The organism is Paractinoplanes hotanensis, from assembly GCF_023717965.1.
GTDB lineage: Bacteria > Actinomycetota > Actinomycetes > Mycobacteriales > Micromonosporaceae > Actinoplanes > Actinoplanes polyasparticus.
On the sequence record NZ_JAMQOL010000034.1, the window covers coordinates 104,525 to 122,061 of the forward strand.

General features: G+C 71.4%; 17 protein-coding genes. 7 read left to right on the plus strand and 10 right to left on the minus strand.

Annotated features, from left to right (window positions below; translation table 11 throughout):
* Positions 1-2 precede the first annotated feature (2 nt).
* The 6 genes from LXN57_RS24390 to LXN57_RS24415 form a co-directional block, all read right to left on the minus strand.
* Positions 3-1,433 carry a hypothetical protein gene (locus LXN57_RS24390; protein ID WP_251800500.1) on the minus strand — a complete coding sequence of 477 codons (1,431 nt, stop codon included), beginning with the start codon at positions 1,431-1,433 and terminating at the stop codon, positions 3-5.
* A 391-nt stretch (positions 1,434-1,824) separates the two neighbouring features.
* The gene (locus tag LXN57_RS24395) at positions 1,825-2,916 is read right to left on the minus strand and encodes a DMT family transporter (RefSeq protein WP_251800501.1); all 1,092 of its coding nucleotides are present in this window, start codon (positions 2,914-2,916) and stop codon (positions 1,825-1,827) included.
* A 73-nt stretch (positions 2,917-2,989) separates the two neighbouring features.
* On the minus strand, positions 2,990-3,664 hold the full coding sequence (locus tag LXN57_RS24400; RefSeq protein WP_251800502.1) for an anti-sigma factor: 675 nt from the start codon (positions 3,662-3,664) through the stop codon (positions 2,990-2,992).
* Complete coding sequence (locus LXN57_RS24405) at positions 3,661-4,104, minus strand: sigma factor-like helix-turn-helix DNA-binding protein (protein WP_438872907.1); 444 nt, start codon at positions 4,102-4,104, stop codon at positions 3,661-3,663. Before LXN57_RS24405 ends, LXN57_RS24400 begins: the two co-directional genes overlap by 4 nt.
* On the minus strand, positions 4,101-5,885 hold the full coding sequence (locus tag LXN57_RS24410; RefSeq protein WP_251800503.1) for a YncE family protein: 1,785 nt from the start codon (positions 5,883-5,885) through the stop codon (positions 4,101-4,103). The genes LXN57_RS24405 and LXN57_RS24410 overlap by 4 nt, the downstream gene beginning before the upstream one ends.
* Positions 5,886-5,955: 70 nt before the next feature.
* Positions 5,956-6,450 carry a TspO/MBR family protein gene (locus LXN57_RS24415; RefSeq protein WP_251800504.1) on the minus strand — a complete coding sequence of 165 codons (495 nt, stop codon included), beginning with the start codon at positions 6,448-6,450 and terminating at the stop codon, positions 5,956-5,958.
* Between the two features lie 94 nt (positions 6,451-6,544).
* On the opposite strand from LXN57_RS24415, the gene LXN57_RS24420 reads away from it, so the two are divergent.
* The 6 genes from LXN57_RS24420 to LXN57_RS24445 all read left to right on the plus strand — a co-directional run bounded on the left by LXN57_RS24420 (position 6,545) and on the right by LXN57_RS24445 (position 12,243).
* Positions 6,545-7,378, plus strand: coding sequence for a S1C family serine protease (locus LXN57_RS24420; RefSeq protein ID WP_251800505.1), 834 nt, complete (start codon positions 6,545-6,547; stop codon positions 7,376-7,378).
* Positions 7,379-7,413: 35 nt separating this feature from the next.
* Positions 7,414-8,424, plus strand: a complete 1,011-nt coding sequence (locus tag LXN57_RS24425) for an AAA family ATPase (protein ID WP_251800587.1) — start codon at positions 7,414-7,416, stop codon at positions 8,422-8,424.
* Position 8,425: 1 nt separating this feature from the next.
* The gene (locus LXN57_RS24430; protein ID WP_251800506.1) at positions 8,426-9,328 is read left to right on the plus strand and encodes a DUF58 domain-containing protein; all 903 of its coding nucleotides are present in this window, start codon (positions 8,426-8,428) and stop codon (positions 9,326-9,328) included.
* Positions 9,325-10,281 carry a VWA domain-containing protein gene (locus LXN57_RS24435; RefSeq protein WP_251800507.1) on the plus strand — a complete coding sequence of 319 codons (957 nt, stop codon included), beginning with the start codon at positions 9,325-9,327 and terminating at the stop codon, positions 10,279-10,281. Before LXN57_RS24430 ends, LXN57_RS24435 begins: the two co-directional genes overlap by 4 nt.
* A complete protein-coding gene (locus LXN57_RS24440; RefSeq protein WP_251800508.1) occupies positions 10,281-11,342 on the plus strand; it encodes a vWA domain-containing protein in 1,062 nt (353 codons plus the stop codon). Before LXN57_RS24435 ends, LXN57_RS24440 begins: the two co-directional genes overlap by 1 nt.
* 67 nt (positions 11,343-11,409) lie before the next feature.
* Positions 11,410-12,243 (plus strand): SGNH/GDSL hydrolase family protein, encoded by an 834-nt coding sequence (locus LXN57_RS24445; RefSeq protein WP_251800509.1) that lies wholly within the window; start codon positions 11,410-11,412, stop codon positions 12,241-12,243.
* A gap of 9 nt (positions 12,244-12,252) precedes the next feature.
* Here the strand turns inward: LXN57_RS24445 and LXN57_RS24450 are convergent, their stop codons facing one another.
* From LXN57_RS24450 to LXN57_RS24465, 4 genes are all read right to left on the minus strand, one after another.
* Positions 12,253-13,413 carry a glycosyltransferase 87 family protein gene (locus tag LXN57_RS24450; protein ID WP_251800510.1) on the minus strand — a complete coding sequence of 387 codons (1,161 nt, stop codon included), beginning with the start codon at positions 13,411-13,413 and terminating at the stop codon, positions 12,253-12,255.
* Positions 13,410-14,810 carry a polyprenol phosphomannose-dependent alpha 1,6 mannosyltransferase MptB gene (gene mptB, locus LXN57_RS24455; protein WP_251800511.1) on the minus strand — a complete coding sequence of 467 codons (1,401 nt, stop codon included), beginning with the start codon at positions 14,808-14,810 and terminating at the stop codon, positions 13,410-13,412. The genes LXN57_RS24450 and mptB overlap by 4 nt, the downstream gene beginning before the upstream one ends.
* Before the next feature lie 83 nt (positions 14,811-14,893).
* Positions 14,894-15,244: a nucleotide pyrophosphohydrolase gene (locus tag LXN57_RS24460; RefSeq protein WP_438872908.1), complete on the minus strand. Its 351-nt coding sequence runs from the start codon at positions 15,242-15,244 to the stop codon at positions 14,894-14,896.
* A gap of 78 nt (positions 15,245-15,322) precedes the next feature.
* Positions 15,323-16,465, minus strand: coding sequence for a type III PLP-dependent enzyme (locus LXN57_RS24465; protein WP_251800512.1), 1,143 nt, complete (start codon positions 16,463-16,465; stop codon positions 15,323-15,325).
* A gap of 123 nt (positions 16,466-16,588) precedes the next feature.
* On the opposite strand from LXN57_RS24465, the gene LXN57_RS24470 reads away from it, so the two are divergent.
* Positions 16,589-17,527 carry a helix-turn-helix domain-containing protein gene (locus LXN57_RS24470; protein WP_251800513.1) on the plus strand — a complete coding sequence of 313 codons (939 nt, stop codon included), beginning with the start codon at positions 16,589-16,591 and terminating at the stop codon, positions 17,525-17,527.
* The last annotated feature ends 10 nt before the right edge of the window (positions 17,528-17,537 follow it).

Consider the following 17,537-nt stretch of genomic DNA (forward strand, 5'->3'; position numbering starts at 1 on the left):
AGTCAGAGCCCGGTAGCCGCTTTGATCGCGCCGGCTGCGATGGCCACGCCGATCGACGTTGCAACCCCGAACGCCCACGTGCCCGCCTTCTTCAGAGCGGAGCGAGCCTCCTCCGGTTCCTCGGCCGTGGCCGCGACCTCGGCCTTGGCGATCTCAGCCACGGCGATGTCGTGCTCCGGCGTCGTGGCCTGCTGCTTGAGACTCGCCCGCAGCACGGCGAGTTCCTCGGCGAGCTGTTTCATATCAGTTCCCGCGGCGAACGTCTTCCACGAATCGGTGACGTTCTGAACCCCCACCAGCGTCGAGTTGTCGACATCGCCGCCGACGATGTTGCCGACGGTGCCTCCACCGACGTCAACGTGCTGCCCGCTGCCCTCGTGGACCACCATTCTTCCTCCCGATTGATAGACGATGACATTCGTGGCATGTGCGCTGCCTGCGTTCTGCCCGGCCACCGATACGACGGAATGAACGAGCCCCGGGCCGAGCTGGCCGAGCATGCTTTTGAGCTTCTCCAGCCCGCCCGGCTCGACCAGAGCATCCAGACGGTACGCATGGCTCAACAGCTCGCGTTGGGGAAATCCTTCGGTCCGCGCCTTGCCCAGCCACTTTGACTGCTGTGCAAGATAGTCGCGCAGTGCCGGGCTGGTGGTGGGGTCGAGCCGCTTCTCCAGGCAGGCGGCCAGCGCAATCCGTAGGACCTCTCGCTCCTGATGGATCCGCCACAGATGAATCCTGAGCCGACGCAGCTCGCCGCGATCGGTACCCGGCCCGTAATGGAGCACCCAGAGGGGAATTTCGACGTTCTCGACGCGCAGCGTGTGAAGCTCTTGGACAGCGAGTGTCGAGGTGCTTTCTCCGCGAGCAGCCGGGATCTCGGCGAGGGCGATCGGCTGGCCCGCCCGCATCCACCAGTTCCGGGGCGGGTTCGCAGCGGAGTGGGACGTGGTGGCGGCCAGAAGCAACCGGGCGAGCCGGGACCCGCAAGTGCCGAGTGGAGCGGGCCGCGACGTCGAGGCGACCGCGGCAGGGACGTTGACGGTCAGCTCGGCCATATTGCGCGCGGCGATCGACAGCATGCCGGACGGCAGTGAGCGCGGAATCCGAGCGGCGAACCCGACTTCCATCCGGGTCACGACGCCGGGCCAGTGAAAGCCGCCCGTGGCGTAATAACGCCTCCACAGAGGCCGCAGCCCCACCTGCCGGAATGCTCCGGACGGCAGTTCCAGACTGAACCCGCTACGGACGTCACAATAGACATCCTCCCCAACCCACTCGGTCAGCCCACCGCGCCGCCGTTTCTGCACCCCGCCGAGCGAACGCACAAAATGCCGAGCCGGTTCGGCCAGCGGCCATGGGGGAGCGTTCAGCCGTCCGGTTCCCTCCAGAAACGGCCGAAGATCGGCCATCGGGAACTGGACCGTCACAAACATGACGCCATCTCGATGCTTGCGCCATCCTTCCCTGGACAGATTCCACCGACGTCAAGCGTCGGTGGGATCCGGTCGAACCAACTCGAGGAGGTGGAACAGGTCCACCTCGCACCAACCTAAGGGCGGTGCAACCTCATTCTGGACTCCAATCCTCCAGGGGCAGTCCGCCTATGCGGATGTCCCGAAGGATCGCTCTCCCGACCTGGGGCTGTTCAAACCCCTGAATGAACGGCCCTCACGGACGGGTAGAGCTGGGCAGTGCCGGAGCGGGTTCGATCTTATACAAGACAGCGCGCCTGACCTCCAGCCCGAAGACTTTCGTCATGGCGACGATCCCCTGTTAACGGCACGGTACACCGGGCCGGCTATGCCATCCACCATTCCGGACCGGTCAGCGGCGGCGTGGGGGTGCGGCCCAGACGAAGCGGGGGGCCGCGGCGGCCGGGAGGGGTAGCGCTCGGTAGGTCGGGTCGACCGGGCGGCCCCTGTCCGGTGGGCGCCAGATCGGGGGCGGGCCCCACCAGATGATGCGTTCGCCGGCGGGCTGGGGCAGCACCGGCAGTGGGGGTGCGCCCAGGGCCGGGCGGACCGGCTGCGGGGGCAGGGCGGACGGGCCGGCGGGGACGGGTTCGCCCTCGGCCGGGGCCTCGACGTGGGTGGCGTGCGTGGCGGGGGCGGTGGCCAGCACGATCGCTGCGCCGACGGTGAGGGCGCAGGCTATGCCGGCTGGGAGCAGCCAGCCGTCGCGCACTGTGTCGCCCAGGAAGACCACGGCGACGATCGAGGGGGCCATCACCTCGGCCGTCCAGTGGATCGCGGTCACCGGGCCGACGTCGCCGTGTTGCAGGGCGTGGGCGTACAGGGTCATGCCGGTGCCGGCGAAGACCAGCAGGGCCAGGGAGAGCGGCTCGGTGAGGAGGGACAGGGTCACCTCGCCCGCGCCTGCGCCCTCGGGGACCGGCAGGGAGCGGCCGACCAGGGCCGCGCCGCCCAGGGAGAGGCCGGCGCAGGCCGCGATGATGCCGCCGGGAGCGTCCACCTTGGCCGCGCCGTAGCCGACAAGGACCATCGCGGCGGCGGCGCCGCACAGGGCGAAGCGCAGCTCGTTAGTGGTGTCGACGGCGTGCTGCGGGCCGGCCGAGAACGCCAGGGACGTCAGCGCGATTATCGTGATCACTACGGCGACCATGTCGCGCCGGCGCAGGCGGGAGCCGAGCACGATGCGCGCGCCCAGCACGGTGAAGGCGAGCGAGCCGGCCAGCACGGACTCGACCACGTAGACGGCCAGGGTCTGCAGCGCGATCATCGCGCCGACCCAGGCCAGGATGTCGAAGAAGATGCCGGCCAGGTAGAGCGGATGGGCCATGGTCTGCGCGGTGCCGACGCTGCGGCGGGCGCCCACGCCCTGGAGGATCGAGGCGGTCGCGTAACAGAGCGATCCGACACTGACGATCGCCAGCGCGACCCAGCCGGCCCCGGTCATGACCGGATCCCGACGCGGTGACGCTGAGTCGATCGAGCAATCACGATCTGAGCATAGGCGTCGGGTGGGGGTTCTAGATAGGGGCGGTGGCGAGAACCTGCCCGGCGTACGTCTCGACCTGGACCGCCGTCACCTCGGCCGGCGCGACCAGGGCGCTGCCGTCCACAGTGGTGCCGGACGCGCCGACCAGCCAACTTCCGGCGAACTCGCGGGAGCCGTCGCGCGCCACCACGAACAAGCGGCACTGGGAGCCGGCCGGCACACCGGCCACCGTGGCCCGCAGCCGCACCCAGCCCACGGCCGGGGTGATCGTGACGTTCAGCGACGTGCCGGTGACCTGGTCGGTTGCGGTGATCGTGCGGGGCGCCGCGACCACGGGCGGCGGCTCCACGGAGTCGGGCGAGCCCGCCCCGGCGCGGCCGATGAACAGCCCGCCGGCCACCGCCACCAGGGCGGCCGCGACCGCACCGAGCGCCCACAGCGCCCGGCGCCGCCGGTCTTGGCCGCGGCCCTCCTGCCGTACCTGGGAAAGGGTTCGCGCCAGCAGCAGGTCGCTGCCGGGCGGCGGGCCCTCCAGGAAGGCCTCGGGCGGGATCTCACCCAGCCGTTCCTCGATCGCGCGCAGGTCGCCGACCTCGCCCCGGCACTGCGGGCAGTCCTCGACGTGGGCGTGCACGGCGGCCCACTCGTCGTCGTCGAGCACACCCAGGGCGTACGCCCCGAGTTGCCCGGTCTCGTGCCCGCTCATGCTGCTCCCGTCGTGACACCGGCCGCCAGCGCCTCCCGCAGCCGGCGCAGGGCCTGGTAGCTGCGGGACTTCACCGTCTCGGCCGGAAGACCGAGCGACGCTGCCGCCTCTTTGACATCACGCCCCTGGACGTACAACTGGTTCAGCACCTCGCGTTCCTCGGGCGGAAGCGTGCCGACCGCGCCGAGCATCTGGAGCGGGTCGGCCGGAGCCCCGGCGACCTCGCGCAGAACACCGAAAAGACGAGCGCGTACGGCCCCCCGTTCCGCGCTGAGGGCGGCCGGGTCGGACCAGGCGCGCAGCAACGTCTGGCGCACGATGTCCTCGGCGGCGGCCCGATCGCCGCTCAGCCTGGTCGCGTACGCCAGCAGGGCCGCGCCGTGTTCGGCGTGGAGCCGCCGCACCAGCACCTCACCGGCGCTCCGATCGCGTCGGCTCACTCCCCCACCCGCAGGATGGAGATGGTGTTGTCGCCGCCGTTGGACACGTAGGCCAGCCGGCCGTCGGGCGACACCCCGATCGTGCGCGGGCTCTTACCGACCTTGACCGTCGCGGTGACCGCACCCGTACGCCCGTTGAGCACCGAGATCGTGCCGTCGCCCTCGTTGACCGTGTAGCCGTAGCGACTGTCGGCTGAGAAGGCCACGCTCTGCGGGTCGCGGCCCACCTTGAACGGGCCGGTGCGCTTGAGGGTGACCGTGTCGATGAGGTTGGCCGCGTCGGCCTCGTAGCCCGCGACCAGTGCCATCCGCCCGTCCGGCGAGACGGCGATGCTGTGCGGCGCCCGGGAGACCGGGATGCTGCGGAGCACGCCGTTCGTCCGCATGTCGATCACCGTCACCGCGTTGGACTCGTGGTTGGCGGTGAAGGCGCGCATCTGGTCGCTCGAGAAGCCCACGGCGTGCGGGTTGGGCTTGACCGGCAGCTCGCTGACCATGCGCAGGGTGCCCGAGCTGAAGATCTCGAGCCGGCCGTCGCTGTGGATCGGCACCCAGAGCTTGTTGTCGGGGGCCACGGCCAGCGTGTACGGCATGTGGCCGGTGTCGAGGTAGCGGAGCACCTTGCGGCTGCGGGTGTCGACGACCGCGACGCCGCTGCCGGTGTGCTTGTCGTCCTCGTACATCGAGACGAAGACGGTGTTGCCGTCGCGCGACACAGCGACGAAGCGCGGGGTGTTGCGCAGGACGACCGGGGTGACCTTGCGGGTGGCCGCGTCGACCACGGAGAGGATGCGGCTGTTCTGGTTGGCCACGTAGATCGTGCGGCCGTCGGGCGCGACCGCGACCCCCTCGGGCTCGGCGCCGACCCGGATCGTGCCGATCACCCGGGGCTTGGCAACGCTCTTCACCCGCTGGGCGAGCGGGACCCGGGTGACCTCGGGCGCGGGGCTGGCCGGCTCGGCCGACTCGAACGCCTCGGCCGGCTGGGGCTGCGGCTGGGTGGGCAGGGCGACCACCGGCGGGGGCTCGGACCGGCCGTCGCTGAGCAGGGCCATCGCGACGCCGGCGCCGCCCAGCACGACCAGCGTGGTGAGGATGGCGACCAGCACGGTGGTGCCGATCTGACGGCGGCCGGGGCTGGGCGGGGCGGGCAGCACGGTGACGCGCGAGGGGCCGTAGCCGTTGGCGACCATTCCCCCGTCGTAGGTGCGCAGACCCTCGGGCTCGGCGCCGCGGGAGGTGCCGTAGGCCGAGCCGGAGGTGCCGTAGGCCGAGCCGCCGGCCGGGGCGAAGGGAGCGCCGGCGGTGCCGACCTGGCCGGTGACGCGGACGTCGGCCCATCCGGCCGGGCCGCGCACGGTGACCGAGCCGTCGAGCCAGTCGGAACGGGGCAGCCACATGATGCGCAGGGTGCGGTCGCTCAGCATGGCCCGCAGGCCGGGACCGGAGACGGTGACCGTGGCCCCGGCGACAGCCAGCGGCGGCCCGTCGACGCGCACCTCGGCCACCAGGCGCTGGGTCTCGGCGGCGACCGTGCCGAAGTCGATGCGCTCGGGGTCGAGGCGCACGGCCGTGCGTTCCAGGGCAGCGACGGCCGCGGCCGAGACGCTGCGGCTGTCGTCCTCCGTCATCTGCTGGAGGGCGTGGCGGGCGGACGCCGCCAGCGCGAGGTCGGCGCCCCAGGCCAGCCGGGCGAGCTCGTCGACCCCGGTCAGCCGGGACTCCCGGATCGGACTGCCGATCTCGGTCAGCACGCTCAGCGGTAGCCCAGTATCACTCATAGTGTCACCGCGATCATCTTGCAGTGACGAAGGCCCACTTAGGAAGGTCCCCCGACCGAAATTGGCACGCTCAGGTGTTCATCAGCCAGATCGAGAGGTTCAAGGCGCCGGCGAAGGTCACCCAGGCCCAGTACGGCACCAGCAGCACAGCCGAGGGCCGGCGCACCCGCCAGAAGGCGGCGACGGTCGCACCGATGAGCAGCCAGAGCAGCACGATGTCGGCGAAGGCCAGCCCGTACTGCCCGGCGCCGAAGAACAGCGGCGTCCAGATCGCGTTCAGCACCAGCTGGGCCGACCACAGCCAGAGCGGCCGGGTGAAGCCCACGCGCTGCCAGACCAGCCACCCGGAGACCGCGATCATCACGTAGAGCACGGTCCAGACCGGGCCGAACAACCATGAGGGCGGCGCCCACGCGGGTTGTTCGAGGCCGCCGTACTCGGCGCCGGCGCCGCTGACGCCGAGCCCGCCGATCGCGGCGGCCACGAACACCGCCAGGCCGAACCCGGCGAGCGCGAGCCAGCGACGGCGGTGCGGGGAACTCACAGGTAGGGCGGCTTGGGTCATAGCGTGGCAATGCCCACCATCCGCGATTCCACACCTCGGGATTCCCGGCCCCGGCTCTGGGGCGGCTTTGAGAAAACGCTCCTACAGTCGATGGATGGAGATGGAGGTGCTCCGGTCCCCGGACCCGGAGCAGGCACCACCCGAGGCTCCGGCGCCTACGCGGAAGAAGTCCGATCTGCGCCGGAAGCTGCTGATCGGCGCCGTGGCGGTCTGGGCCGTCGCGATCACGGCTGTGGTGCTGCTGCGCGACGACGGCGATCCGGAGTCTCCGGCCCGGACGCTCCCGTCGGCCACGCCCTCGGCCTCCGACGGGCCCCTCACCGTTCCCCAGCTCTATCAGGCGCTCCGCCCCTCGGTCGTGCTGATCAAGGCGACCGGCAGCGGCGCGGGGGCCGACACCGGAACCGGAGTGATCGCCAACGCCGACGGCACCGTCCTCACCGCCTTCCACGTCGTCGAGGGGGCGAAGAACATCACCGTCGCGTACGCCGACGGCACCGAGTCGCCGGCCGAGGTGGTCACCTCCAGCGCCGCTCAGGACATCGCCACCCTGCGACCCGCCACGCTCCCCGAGACCCTGGTGCCCGCGGTGCTCGGCGGCGGCGCGGCGATCGGCGACGACGTGGTGGCCATCGGCAACCCGCTCGGGCTGACCGCCACCACGACCAGCGGCGTCGTCTCCGGCCTCGAACGCACGCTCAGCCGCGACCGGGGCGGCGACATCGCCGGGCTCATCCAGTTCGACGCGGCCGTCAACCCGGGCAGCTCGGGCGGCCCGCTGCTCAACGACCGCGGCCAGGTGATCGGCATCGTGGTGGCGCTGGCCAACCCGACCGACGACGGCACATTCATCGGCATCGGCTTCGCCGTCCCGATCGGCGCCGCACTCGGCGCCGGGGAGGGCGACGGCCGCAACCCACCGCTGTGACCACCTCGGCCCACCAGAAGGACGGACGCATGAACATGCCGGCACGCGGCGCCTACAACTGGAACGACGCCTTGCCGGCCTCGGCCGGGCCGATCGAGAAGGTGCTGTACGAGGTCAAGAAGACGATCGTCGGCCAGGACCACCTGCTCGAGCGGCTGCTGGTGGCGCTGCTCGCGCGCGGCCACATCCTGGTCGAGGGGGTACCCGGCCTGGCCAAGACCCTCGCCGTGAAGTCCCTGGCCGAGGCGATCGGCGGCGAGTTCCATCGGGTGCAGTTCACCCCCGACCTGGTGCCGGCCGACATCGTCGGCACCCGCGTCTACCACCAGCCCACCGGCGAGTTCCAGGTGCAGCTGGGCCCGGTCTTCACCAACCTGCTGCTGGCCGACGAGATCAACCGGGCGCCGGCCAAGGTGCAGAGCGCGTTGCTCGAGGTGATGCAGGAAAGACAGGTCACCATCGGCCGCGAAACCCACCAGGTGCCCAACCCGTTCCTGGTCATGGCCACCCAGAACCCGATCGAGACCGAGGGCACCTATCCCCTGCCCGAGGCCCAGATCGACCGCTTCATGATGAAGGTGCTGGTCGGGTATCCGAGCGTCACCGAGGAGTTCGTCGTCGTCGAGCGGGCGCTCACCCCGGCCGCGGTCATCCAGAAGATCATCGACCCCGGGAAGCTGGTCGCCCTCCAGCAGCAGGCCGACCAGGTATACGTCGACCCGTCACTGATCGAGTTCGCCGTGCAGCTCGCCCACGCCACCCGGGACCCGGCTCGCATCGGCCTGACCGACCTCGCCCGGTACGTCACGTTCGGCGCCAGCCCGCGGTCGTCGATCAGCCTGGTGCTGGCCGCGCGGGCGCTCGCCTTCATCCGGGGCCGCGAGTACGTCGTACCGGAAGATCTGAGCGACCTGGCCCTGGACGTGCTGCGGCACCGGCTGGTGCTCTCGTACGAAGCCCTCTCGGACGACGTCACGGCCGACGTGATCCTGCAGAAGGTGCTGGCCAACGTGGCGATCCCGGAGCCGGCGGGCCGGGGCCGCTGACATGAGCTCAGCCCCGGATCGTTTGCTGCGGCGCCTGGAATGGCGGCTCGGGCGGCGGCTCGACGGGCGGCTGCAGGGCAACTACCGCACGGTGTGGCACGGCGCCGGCATCGACTTCACCGACCTGCGGCTGTACACGGCCGAGGACGACGTGCGCCACATCGACTGGAACGTCACGGCCCGCCTCGACGAGCCGTACGTGCGGCAGTACACCGAGGACCGCGAGCTCACCGCCTGGCTGGTGATCGACCGGTCGGCCTCGATGCGGTTCGGCCGTCCCTCCGAAAGCGGCGGCGCCGGCAAGGAATCGACCGCCACCGAACTCGCCGTCAGCATCGCGCGGCTGGTCTCGCGGGGCGGCAACCGGGTCGGGGCGATCCTCTACGACAACGCCGGCCACCAGGTCATCCCGCCCCGCGGCGGCCGCGACCAGGTGCTGCGGATCACCCGTGAGCTGCTGCAACCGCCGCCCCGGGGCAAGCTCGGCAAGACCACCGACCTGGAAGCCATGCTGCAGCTGGCCGCGACCACCACCTCCCGCCGGCGCAGCCTGATCTTCGTGATGAGCGACTTCATCGGCGACCCCGGGTGGGACAGACCCCTGGCCCGGCTCACCCACCGGCACGAGGTCGTGGTGATCCGGGTGGTCGACCCGGCCGAGGTCGAGCTGCCCGACCTCGGCGTCATCCTGGTCGAGGACGCCGAGACCGGCGAACAACTGCTGGTCGACACCAGTGATCCGCTGCTGCGCAGCCGGCTCGCCGATCAGGCCGGCGCCCGCGAGACGGAACTGGCCGCGGGCATGCGCCGGGCCGGGGTGAGCGCCCAGCGCGTCACCACCGACCAGGACCTGCTGGCCGCCCTCATCGACCTGGTGCAACGTTCGGGGCGGGGGCGCCGGTGAGCTTCCTGTATCCGGTCGTGCTCGCGGTCGCCCTGCTCGTGACGGCGGCGGCCGTCTACGCGTACGTGAATCTGCAGAAGAGGCGCACGGCCGCGTTACGCAAAGCCGGGTTCACGCCGACGGGAGCGCTACGCCGCCATCTCCCGTACGCGCTCGTTCTCCTCGCCCTGCCGGTCCTGCTCGTCGGGCTGGCCCGGCCGCAGGCCGAGGTCACCGTGCCCCGCGTCTCGGGAACGGTGCTGCTCGCCTTCGACGTGTCGAACAGCATGCGGGCCGGCGACGTGCAGCCCACCCGGCTCGGCGCCGCCCAGACCGCCGCCCGCGCGTTCGTCGACGAGCAGCCCAGCACGGTCGACGTCGGCGTGCTCGTCTTCGGCGACCAGGCGCTGCTCACCCAGGCCCCCTCCGACGACCACCAGGCCGCGCTGGCCGCGATCAACCGGCTCTCGGCCAGCGGCGGCACTTCCCTCGGCAAGGCGATCCTGGTCGCGCTGGGCACGATCACGGGTAAGCCGATCACCCTGCCCGAGGAGGGCGCGGCCCCGCCCGACCTGGGCTACTGGCCGTCGGCCACGATCGTCGTCTTCTCCGACGGGCAGGAGACCGGCGGGCCCGATGTGGTGGCCGCGGCCGAACTGGCGGCGGCGGCCGGGGTGCGCATCCAGACGGTCGGCGTCGGCACCGAACGCGGCGCGACAGTCGAGGTCGACGGCTTCCAACTGGGCACGGCGCTCGACCCGGCTCTGCTCACCACGGTCGCCCAGACGACGGGTGGCGCCTATCTGCCTTCCGGCGACGCGGCCACGCTGACCGACACCACCAAGGGCATCGACCTGCGCCTGACCGCCAAGAAAGAACCGCTCGAACTGACCGCGCCGTTCGCCGGCGCCGCCCTGCTGCTGCTCATGCTGGGCGCCGTCCTCGGCTCCCGCTGGCACGGAAGGATCATCTGATGTCGTTCAGCTGGCCGTGGGCCCTGACCGCCCTGCTGGCGGTGCCGCTGCTGCTGGCGATCCGCTGGTGGTTCAACCGGCGGCGCAAGCGGGCGGCGGTCACGGTGTCGAGCGTCGCGCTGATCCGGGCCGCGCTCCCCGGCCGCACGTCGTGGCGCCGGCGCCTCCCGGTCTTCCTGTTCCTGGCCGGACTGCTGGCGCTGGGCGGCGCGCTGGCCCGTCCGCAGTCGTCGGTCTCCGTGCCCTCGAACAGCACGTCGGTGCTGCTGGCGATCGACGTCTCGGGCTCGATGTGCTCGACCGACATCGAGCCGAACCGCTTCAGAGTCGCCACCGACGCGGCCCGGCAGTTCATCGAGAAGCAGGAGGACGGCACCCGGATCGGGCTGGTCGCCTTCTCGGGCATCGCGGGCCTGCTGGTAGCGCCCACCACCGACAAGGACTCGCTGCTGGATGCGATCGGAACTCTGCGCACCGGCCGGGGCACCGCCATCGGCCAGGCGATTCTCACGTCGATCGACGCTGTTGCCGAGAGCAATCCGCGGGTGGCCAAGACGGGTGTCGACCTGAACGCGCCGGGGCAGCCGGGCGACTACGAGCCGGACACGATCGTGGTGCTGACCGACGGCTCCAACACCACCGGCGTCGACCCGGTGACCGCGGCCGAACAGGCGGCGGCTCGACGGCTGCGGGTCTACACGATCGGCTTCGGCACAACGGAGCCGGCGCCGATGGTCTGCACCGCCGACCAGATCGGCGACGACTCCCCGTTCGGTGGCGGCCGGGGCTGGGGCGGTGGCCGCGGCGGCCGCAACATGCAGATCGACGAGGATGCCCTGACCCAGGTGGCCGACACGACCGGCGGCCGGTACTTCCGCGCCGAGGACGCTGACCAGCTGGTGGACGTGCTCACCGACCTGCCCCGCGAGTTCACCCTCCGCAAGCAGGAAGTCGAGATCACGTTCTGGTTCGTGCTGGCCGCCTCGGTTCTGGTGCTGGGCGGTGTGGGGCTTTCGCTCTGGTGGAACCGAGCGCCCGGGTCAGGGCATCACTCGACTTAGCCAGCTCTTCGCCACACGGACACGGCAGTGTGATCCGGCGAACCCCCAGCTGGTCCACAGTTTGCTTATGATCCGCTTTGCGGCCCTGGGTGACTCCGTCACCAGCGGGTACGGCGATCCGATGCCCGGCGGCGGCCGGCGTGGCTGGGCGGCTCTGCTCGCCGACGCCCTCCCGCCCGACACCGACTTCCACAACCTCGCCGTCAGCGGCGCCCGCATCGGCGATGTGGCCGAGCGTCAGCTGCCGGCCGCCCTCGACCTGCGCCCGCACCTGGCCTCCGTGCTGGTCGGGATGAACGACACCCTCCGCGGCGACTTCGACCCCGGCGTCCTCGGCCGTTCCCTCACCCACATGGTCGCGGCCCTTTCCGCGACCGGCGCGACGGTGCTGACCGCCCGCCTGCCCGACCCCGGCCGCATGTTCGGCCTGCCCGGTGTGATCGCGCGGCCGCTGGGCCGGCGGATGAACGCCCTCAACGACATTCTCGACGGGATCGCCGAGACCCACGACACCATCCACGTCGACCTGGCCGGCGCCGCCTACGCCCGCACCAACTGGAGCGTCGACCGCCTGCACCCCTCCGAGCGCGGTCACCGCCTGCTGGCCCACCGCTTCGCCGGCGCGCTGCGCGAGGCCGGCCACCCCGTCCGCCACCTGCCCGGGCTGGCCGCCACCAACCCCGAGCCCAGCCTCGGCGAACGGGTCTGGTGGATGGCCACCAAGGGCAACCGCTGGCTCCTGCGCCGCTCCACCGACCTGCTCCCCACCCTGGCCCGGTTGGCCGCCCGCGAGTGCCTGACCACGCTCAGCACGGTGCGGCACGCCCCGGACTCACCGGCATCGGTCGCCCGCACCGAAACCCCTGCGCGAACTCGACCCCGTAGCCGCTCAGCAGCTTGAGCCTCGGGGTCAGTGACTTTCGGTGAGTAGATCTGACGAGTCAGGAGCCGGGACGGCGGCCCGGAAGGGAACGGTCAGCAGCAGGCCGATGCTGATCCAGACGTAGGTGTTGCTGCCGATCGCGGCCGGGAAGCCGTCGGCGCCGGCCCACCAGAGCCAGACCACGCTGCTGCTCAGGATCACGTAGGTGGCGGCCAGGACGGCCAGGCGGGGGCGGGAACGGGACTGCAGGGCGGCGTCCACCAGCAGGAACAACGCCGGCAGCAGCCAGACCAGGTGGTGCACCCACGTGACGGGGCTGATCAGGCAGGCGACTGCGCCGGTGGCGGCGAAGCCGGCGGCGTGGTCGGGGGTGTCGCGGAGCAGGCGTACGCGCAGGAACCACACGGCCAGGATCAGCGCGACCGCCGCCAGCCACCAGGTCGAGGGCAGCTCGAGGCGGGCGGCGACGCCGCGCAGCGACTGGTTGGAGACGTATTCGAGGCGGCCCACGCGGTCGGTGTCCCAGAGCGCGGTCAGCCAGAACTGGGCCGACGTGGCCGGGGCGACCAGCACGGCCAGCAGCGTCGCGGCGGCCGCGGTGGCTGTGGCGGTCGCCGCGGCGCGGTACTGCCTCGTCACGATCAGGTAGCCGATGAAAACGATCGGAGTCAGCTTGATCGCGGCGGCCAGGCCGATGCCGATGCCGGCCCAGCGGCGGCCCGTGGTCAGGGCGCGCAGGTCGGCCAGCACGAGCACCAGCAGGGCCAGGTTGACCTGGCCGAAGCTGAACGTGTCCCGGGCCGGTTCGAAGACGAGGATTGCCAGGAAGGCCAGCGAGCACACGAACCACATCGGGCCGCCGTGCCGCCGTACGACCGGAGCTAGGAACCAGCGCAGCAGCAGGGCCACCGCCGCCGCGTTGACGACGACGCTCGAGGCGATCGCGACCGGCCAGCTGGTCAACGCGAGCGGGCCCAGGACCAGCGCCGCGAACGGCGGATAGGTGAAGCCGTACTGAGTGTCCTGATAGAGGAAGTCGTACAGCTCGTTGCCGTCGAGCAGCCACGAGCGCACCGCGCCGCGGTAGACGCCGAGGTCGAAGAACTCCCGGAAGGTCGGCACGGTGACCAGGAAGACGCCGACGGCGATCGCGGCCACCACCACGATCGACACCCGGAGGCGCGTCATCGGGCGGCCCGGGCGGGGACGAGCCGGTCGGCGGCCGGAGCGGCGGCCAGGCGCACTACCAGGAAGGCGGCACATCCGGCCAGGCCGCCCAGCGTCGCCAGCAACAGTTCCCCGCCGTCCACAGCGAAGCCGTCGGGCAGCACCACCAGCGTCATCACCCCGCAGACGGCAGCCAGAGCGCGCCGCACCCAGCGATGACCGGCCGCTGCCGCCAGCGGCGCCAGGCCCCAGATCAGATACCAGGGGCGCAGCGCCGGGCCGAACGCCACGAGTGCGATCAGCACCAATCCCAGCCCGTACAGCGGACCCAGGCGGTCGAGACAGGCCCAGACGAGACCGGCGACCACCAGCGTGGCCAGCACACCCAGCCAGCGCCACAGGTTGAGCGCGAAGACCTCGCCGACGCCGTCCTCGCGCAACAGGCCGGCCGTCCAGCGGCCGAGCACGCTGGTCAACGAGAGGTTCTGCGGTGAGATCGGCGTGTCCAGGGCGGCTATCCAGCCGTAGCCGGTGCCCGCGATCTGAGTGAGGAGCGCGGTGGCCGCGGCCGCGGTGGCGCCCACCGCCGCCGACGCGCGCAGCCGGGGTAGCCGGCCGTCGATCCGCGACGCCCAGATCACCGCGACCGCCACCAGGCCCAGGACGGCCGGCGCCTTGATCAGCCCGGCCGCCACGATCAGCAGCGTCGCCACCAGGGGCCGGTTCCGGACGGCGGCGGCCAGCCCGGCCGCGAGCAGGCCGACCATCAACGCGTCGTTGTGCGCGCCGCCGACGAAGTGGATCAGCACGAGCGGGTTCAGGACGGCGAGCCACACCGCCTTGTGCGGGGGAACTCCGGCCGAGGTGGCCAGCGTCGGCAGCACGTACGCCAGAAGCGCGAGGCCGCCGACGGCCAGCAACCGCATCGCGACCACGCCGGTCAGCAGGTGCCCGCCGATCGGCGCGGTGACCAGCTGAGCGGTCAGCAGGAAGACCGGGCCGTACGGGCTGGGCGTGTGTTGCCAGATCGCGGGCACCTGCTCGGCGAAGAAGCCACCCAGCGCCGACGGCCCGGCTCGATAGACGTCCATCCCGTCGCCGAGCATCAGCCCCTGGGCGAGGTAGCTGTAGACGTCGCGGCTGAACATCGGCGGCGCGACGAGCAGGGGCGCGGACCAGAGCGCGGCGGTACGCCACATCGCGCGGGTGTCACCGGCCGCGCTCAGCCGGCCGAGCCACCACCAGGCGAGCAACAGCAGCATCAGGCCGCCGTAGACCGCGAACAGCCCGATCCGCACGTGCTTGAGCCCGGCGAAGAACGGGATGCCGACCGGGAGGGCCCCCGCGCCGAGCCCGCCGAGGGCGATCAGGCAGGACCCCGCGAATCCCGTGAGGCGCGCGGCGTGATCTTTCAGCACCGCCGCACCCTCTCAATGAAGGGTGTCGCTGCGGGGACGAGATGCCGTCGCTCAAGTGACCGGCTTCCGTCCCCTCACTCCGCTCAGTCTTCGATCTTCGCCGCCGAGCCGCGCGCGGCCTCCACGGTGTAGCGGCGACCGGAGTCAGCGAGCTTGTCGGCGGCCGCCTCGACCAGGTCGACGCCGAGCACGTCGGCCAGCCGGACGAGATAGATCGTCACGTCGCCGATCTCGGCCCGCACCCGCGGCCCCAGTTCGGGGTCGCTCATCACCGCGGCCGACTGCTCGGGCGTGAGCCACTGCAGCTCGGCCAGCAGCTCCCCCACCTCTCCGGCCAGGGCCATGGCGAGGTTCTTGGGCGTATGGAACCTCTCCCAATCGCGCGCACGCGCGAACTCGCGCACCGACTCGGTCAATTCAGGCAGTGAAGACACGAGCCATGCCTATCAGACGCCGGCCGTGGCCGTGCCCGGGAGCAGCACAGCCACGGCCGCGACGGGGGAAACGGGAGGTCAGCGGACCACCGTCCGCAGGGGTGGTAGCCCGTTGAACCCCACGGACGAGTACGTCGCCGTGTAAGCACCCGTCCCCAGAATGCGGATCACCTCGCCGGCCGCCAGGTCCAGCGGGAGATCGTAGGGTGCGTGCTGGTAGAGGATGTCGACGCTGTCGCACGTCGGTCCGGCCAGGATCACCGGGCCGTCCGGGCCGGCCCGGACCGTCGACAGCTCGTACTGGATGGCTTCCTCCTCCGTCTCGGCGAGCCCGCCGAAGCGGCCCACGTCGAGGTAGACCCAGCGCGGCTCGTCGTCGTCATAGGACTTGCGCGCGACCAGCACGACCTGGGTGTACAGCACCCCGGCGGGCGCCGCCACGTACCGGCCCGGCTCGATCATGAGCGACGGTGTGAACAGCCCGAAGTGCCGCCGCACGGCCGCCCCGATCGCCGCCGCGTAGGCCGAGATCGGCGCGACTGGTGTGCGGTACGAGACCGGGAAGCCGCCCCCGGCGTTCAGGATGCGGAGCGAGATGCCCGATTCGCGGAGCTCGGTGAAGATTGCCGCGGCGGTGGCGACACTCGGTTCCCACCTTTCCGGATAGAGCTGCTGAGACCCGACGTGGAAGGCGATGCCGGCCGGGTCGAGCCCGCGCAACGCCGCCACTTTCATCAGGTCGACCGCCATCTCGGGCACGCACCCGAACTTGCGGCTCAGCGGCCAGCGCGCCCCCTTGCTGGAGGCGAGCACCCGGCACAGCACCGAGGAACCGGGCGCGTGCCGGACGATCTTGTCGAGCTCGCCCTCGCTGTCGAAGGCGAACATGCGTACCCCACGGGCGTACGCGTACGCGATATCCTCGCTCTTCTTGATCGGATGGCCGTAACTGAGGTCACCCGGAGAGGCGCCGGCGGCCAGGCAGAGGTCGATCTCGGCCCGGCTGGCGACGTCGAACCGGCACCCGGCGGCGACCAGCGCTTGCAGGAGGGGCAGCTCGGGATTGGCCTTCACTGCGTAGTGGATGTGGGCCCCGGCGAAGGCGTCGGCGATCCGTCTGTACTGCTCACGGGCCACGTCGACGTCGATCACCAGGCACGGTGTCTGATGCGGGCCGGCCGCGATCGCCGGCTGCGCTGTCTCATCTGCGGTCACTGTCATGGCTGCGGTGTCCTCATCGATGACGGGGGCAACGAAGACACTCAGCGTACTTCCATCAATGCTCTGCGTGTTTGCCAGATATCGATATCCGGAAAGATTCGGAACGCTCACTACAGTTACCGCGTGTCCGACCTGCTCTCCACACCGGAGCAGCACGCCTACCGCCTGCTCGTGCGGATGGCCGGGGCTGCCCCGACGGATCTGGCGGCGCAGGCCGGCCTCGATCCCGTCGAGGCTTCCGCGCTGCTCGAAGCCCTGCACCGCAAGGGCCTGGCCACGCCCGGCCCGCTGTTTCACGCCCTGCCGGCCGACGTCGCGCTGGGCGAGACGCTGCTGCGCGAGCAGCAGGCCCTCGAGTCGTCGCGGCAGATGGTGGCCGCGCTCAGCGAGGAGTACCGCACCAACACCCGCCGGCGGAACTCCGACCACCTGGTCGAGATCGTGGTCGGCGCACCGGCCCTGCGCGGCCGGCTACGAGAAATGCAGGATTCGGCCCGCGACGAGATCCTCTGGTTCTGCCGGGCCAACCCGATAGCGATGCAGGGCCCGGACAACGAGGAGGAGTCCGGGGCACTGGAACGCGGCGTCCGCTACCGGGCGATCTACGAACGTGACCTGCTCGAGAAGCCCGGCGAGCTGGACAGCATCGTCGACGCGATGCGGCTGGGCGAGCTCTCGCGGACGCTTCCCACCCTGCCCGTACGCCTGGCGATCGCCGATCGGAACCTCGCGATCTGCCCGCTCGTGCCCGACGCCTCACGCGGCGTCGGGGAGCCCACCGCGGCGCTGATCCGCCCCAGTGAGCTCCTCGACGCCCTCGTCGCTCTCTTCGAGAGCTACTGGGAGCGCGCCACTCCGCTACTGCCCGACGGCACCGAGGAGGAGCCCGACAAGCTGCTGCTGTCGCTCTTCGTCGCGGGGCTGCCGGACAAGTCCATCGCCACCCAGCTCGGCGTCAGCCGCCGGACGGTCCAGCGCCGGCTCGACCGCCTGATGGAGGCGGCCGGCGTGGACACCCGGGCCGGCCTGGCGTTCCAGGCCGCCCGGCGGGGCTGGCTGTAGGCCGGCCACC

Coding starts and splice junctions, on each gene's coding strand:
- LXN57_RS24390 (WP_251800500.1), bottom strand. CDS start 1,433: ATGTTTGTGACGGTCCAGTTCCCGATGGCCGATCTTCGGCCGTTTCTG.
- LXN57_RS24395 (WP_251800501.1), bottom strand. CDS start 2,916: ATGACCGGGGCCGGCTGGGTCGCGCTGGCGATCGTCAGTGTCGGATCG.
- LXN57_RS24400 (WP_251800502.1), bottom strand. CDS start 3,664: ATGAGCGGGCACGAGACCGGGCAACTCGGGGCGTACGCCCTGGGTGTG.
- LXN57_RS24410 (WP_251800503.1), bottom strand. CDS start 5,885: ATGAGTGATACTGGGCTACCGCTGAGCGTGCTGACCGAGATCGGCAGT.
- LXN57_RS24415 (WP_251800504.1), bottom strand. CDS start 6,450: ATGACCCAAGCCGCCCTACCTGTGAGTTCCCCGCACCGCCGTCGCTGG.
- LXN57_RS24420 (WP_251800505.1), top strand. CDS start 6,545: ATGGAGATGGAGGTGCTCCGGTCCCCGGACCCGGAGCAGGCACCACCC.
- LXN57_RS24425 (WP_251800587.1), top strand. CDS start 7,414: ATGCCGGCACGCGGCGCCTACAACTGGAACGACGCCTTGCCGGCCTCG.
- LXN57_RS24430 (WP_251800506.1), top strand. CDS start 8,426: ATGAGCTCAGCCCCGGATCGTTTGCTGCGGCGCCTGGAATGGCGGCTC.
- LXN57_RS24440 (WP_251800508.1), top strand. CDS start 10,281: ATGTCGTTCAGCTGGCCGTGGGCCCTGACCGCCCTGCTGGCGGTGCCG.
- LXN57_RS24445 (WP_251800509.1), top strand. CDS start 11,410: ATGATCCGCTTTGCGGCCCTGGGTGACTCCGTCACCAGCGGGTACGGC.
- LXN57_RS24450 (WP_251800510.1), bottom strand. CDS start 13,413: ATGACGCGCCTCCGGGTGTCGATCGTGGTGGTGGCCGCGATCGCCGTC.
- LXN57_RS24465 (WP_251800512.1), bottom strand. CDS start 16,465: ATGACAGTGACCGCAGATGAGACAGCGCAGCCGGCGATCGCGGCCGGC.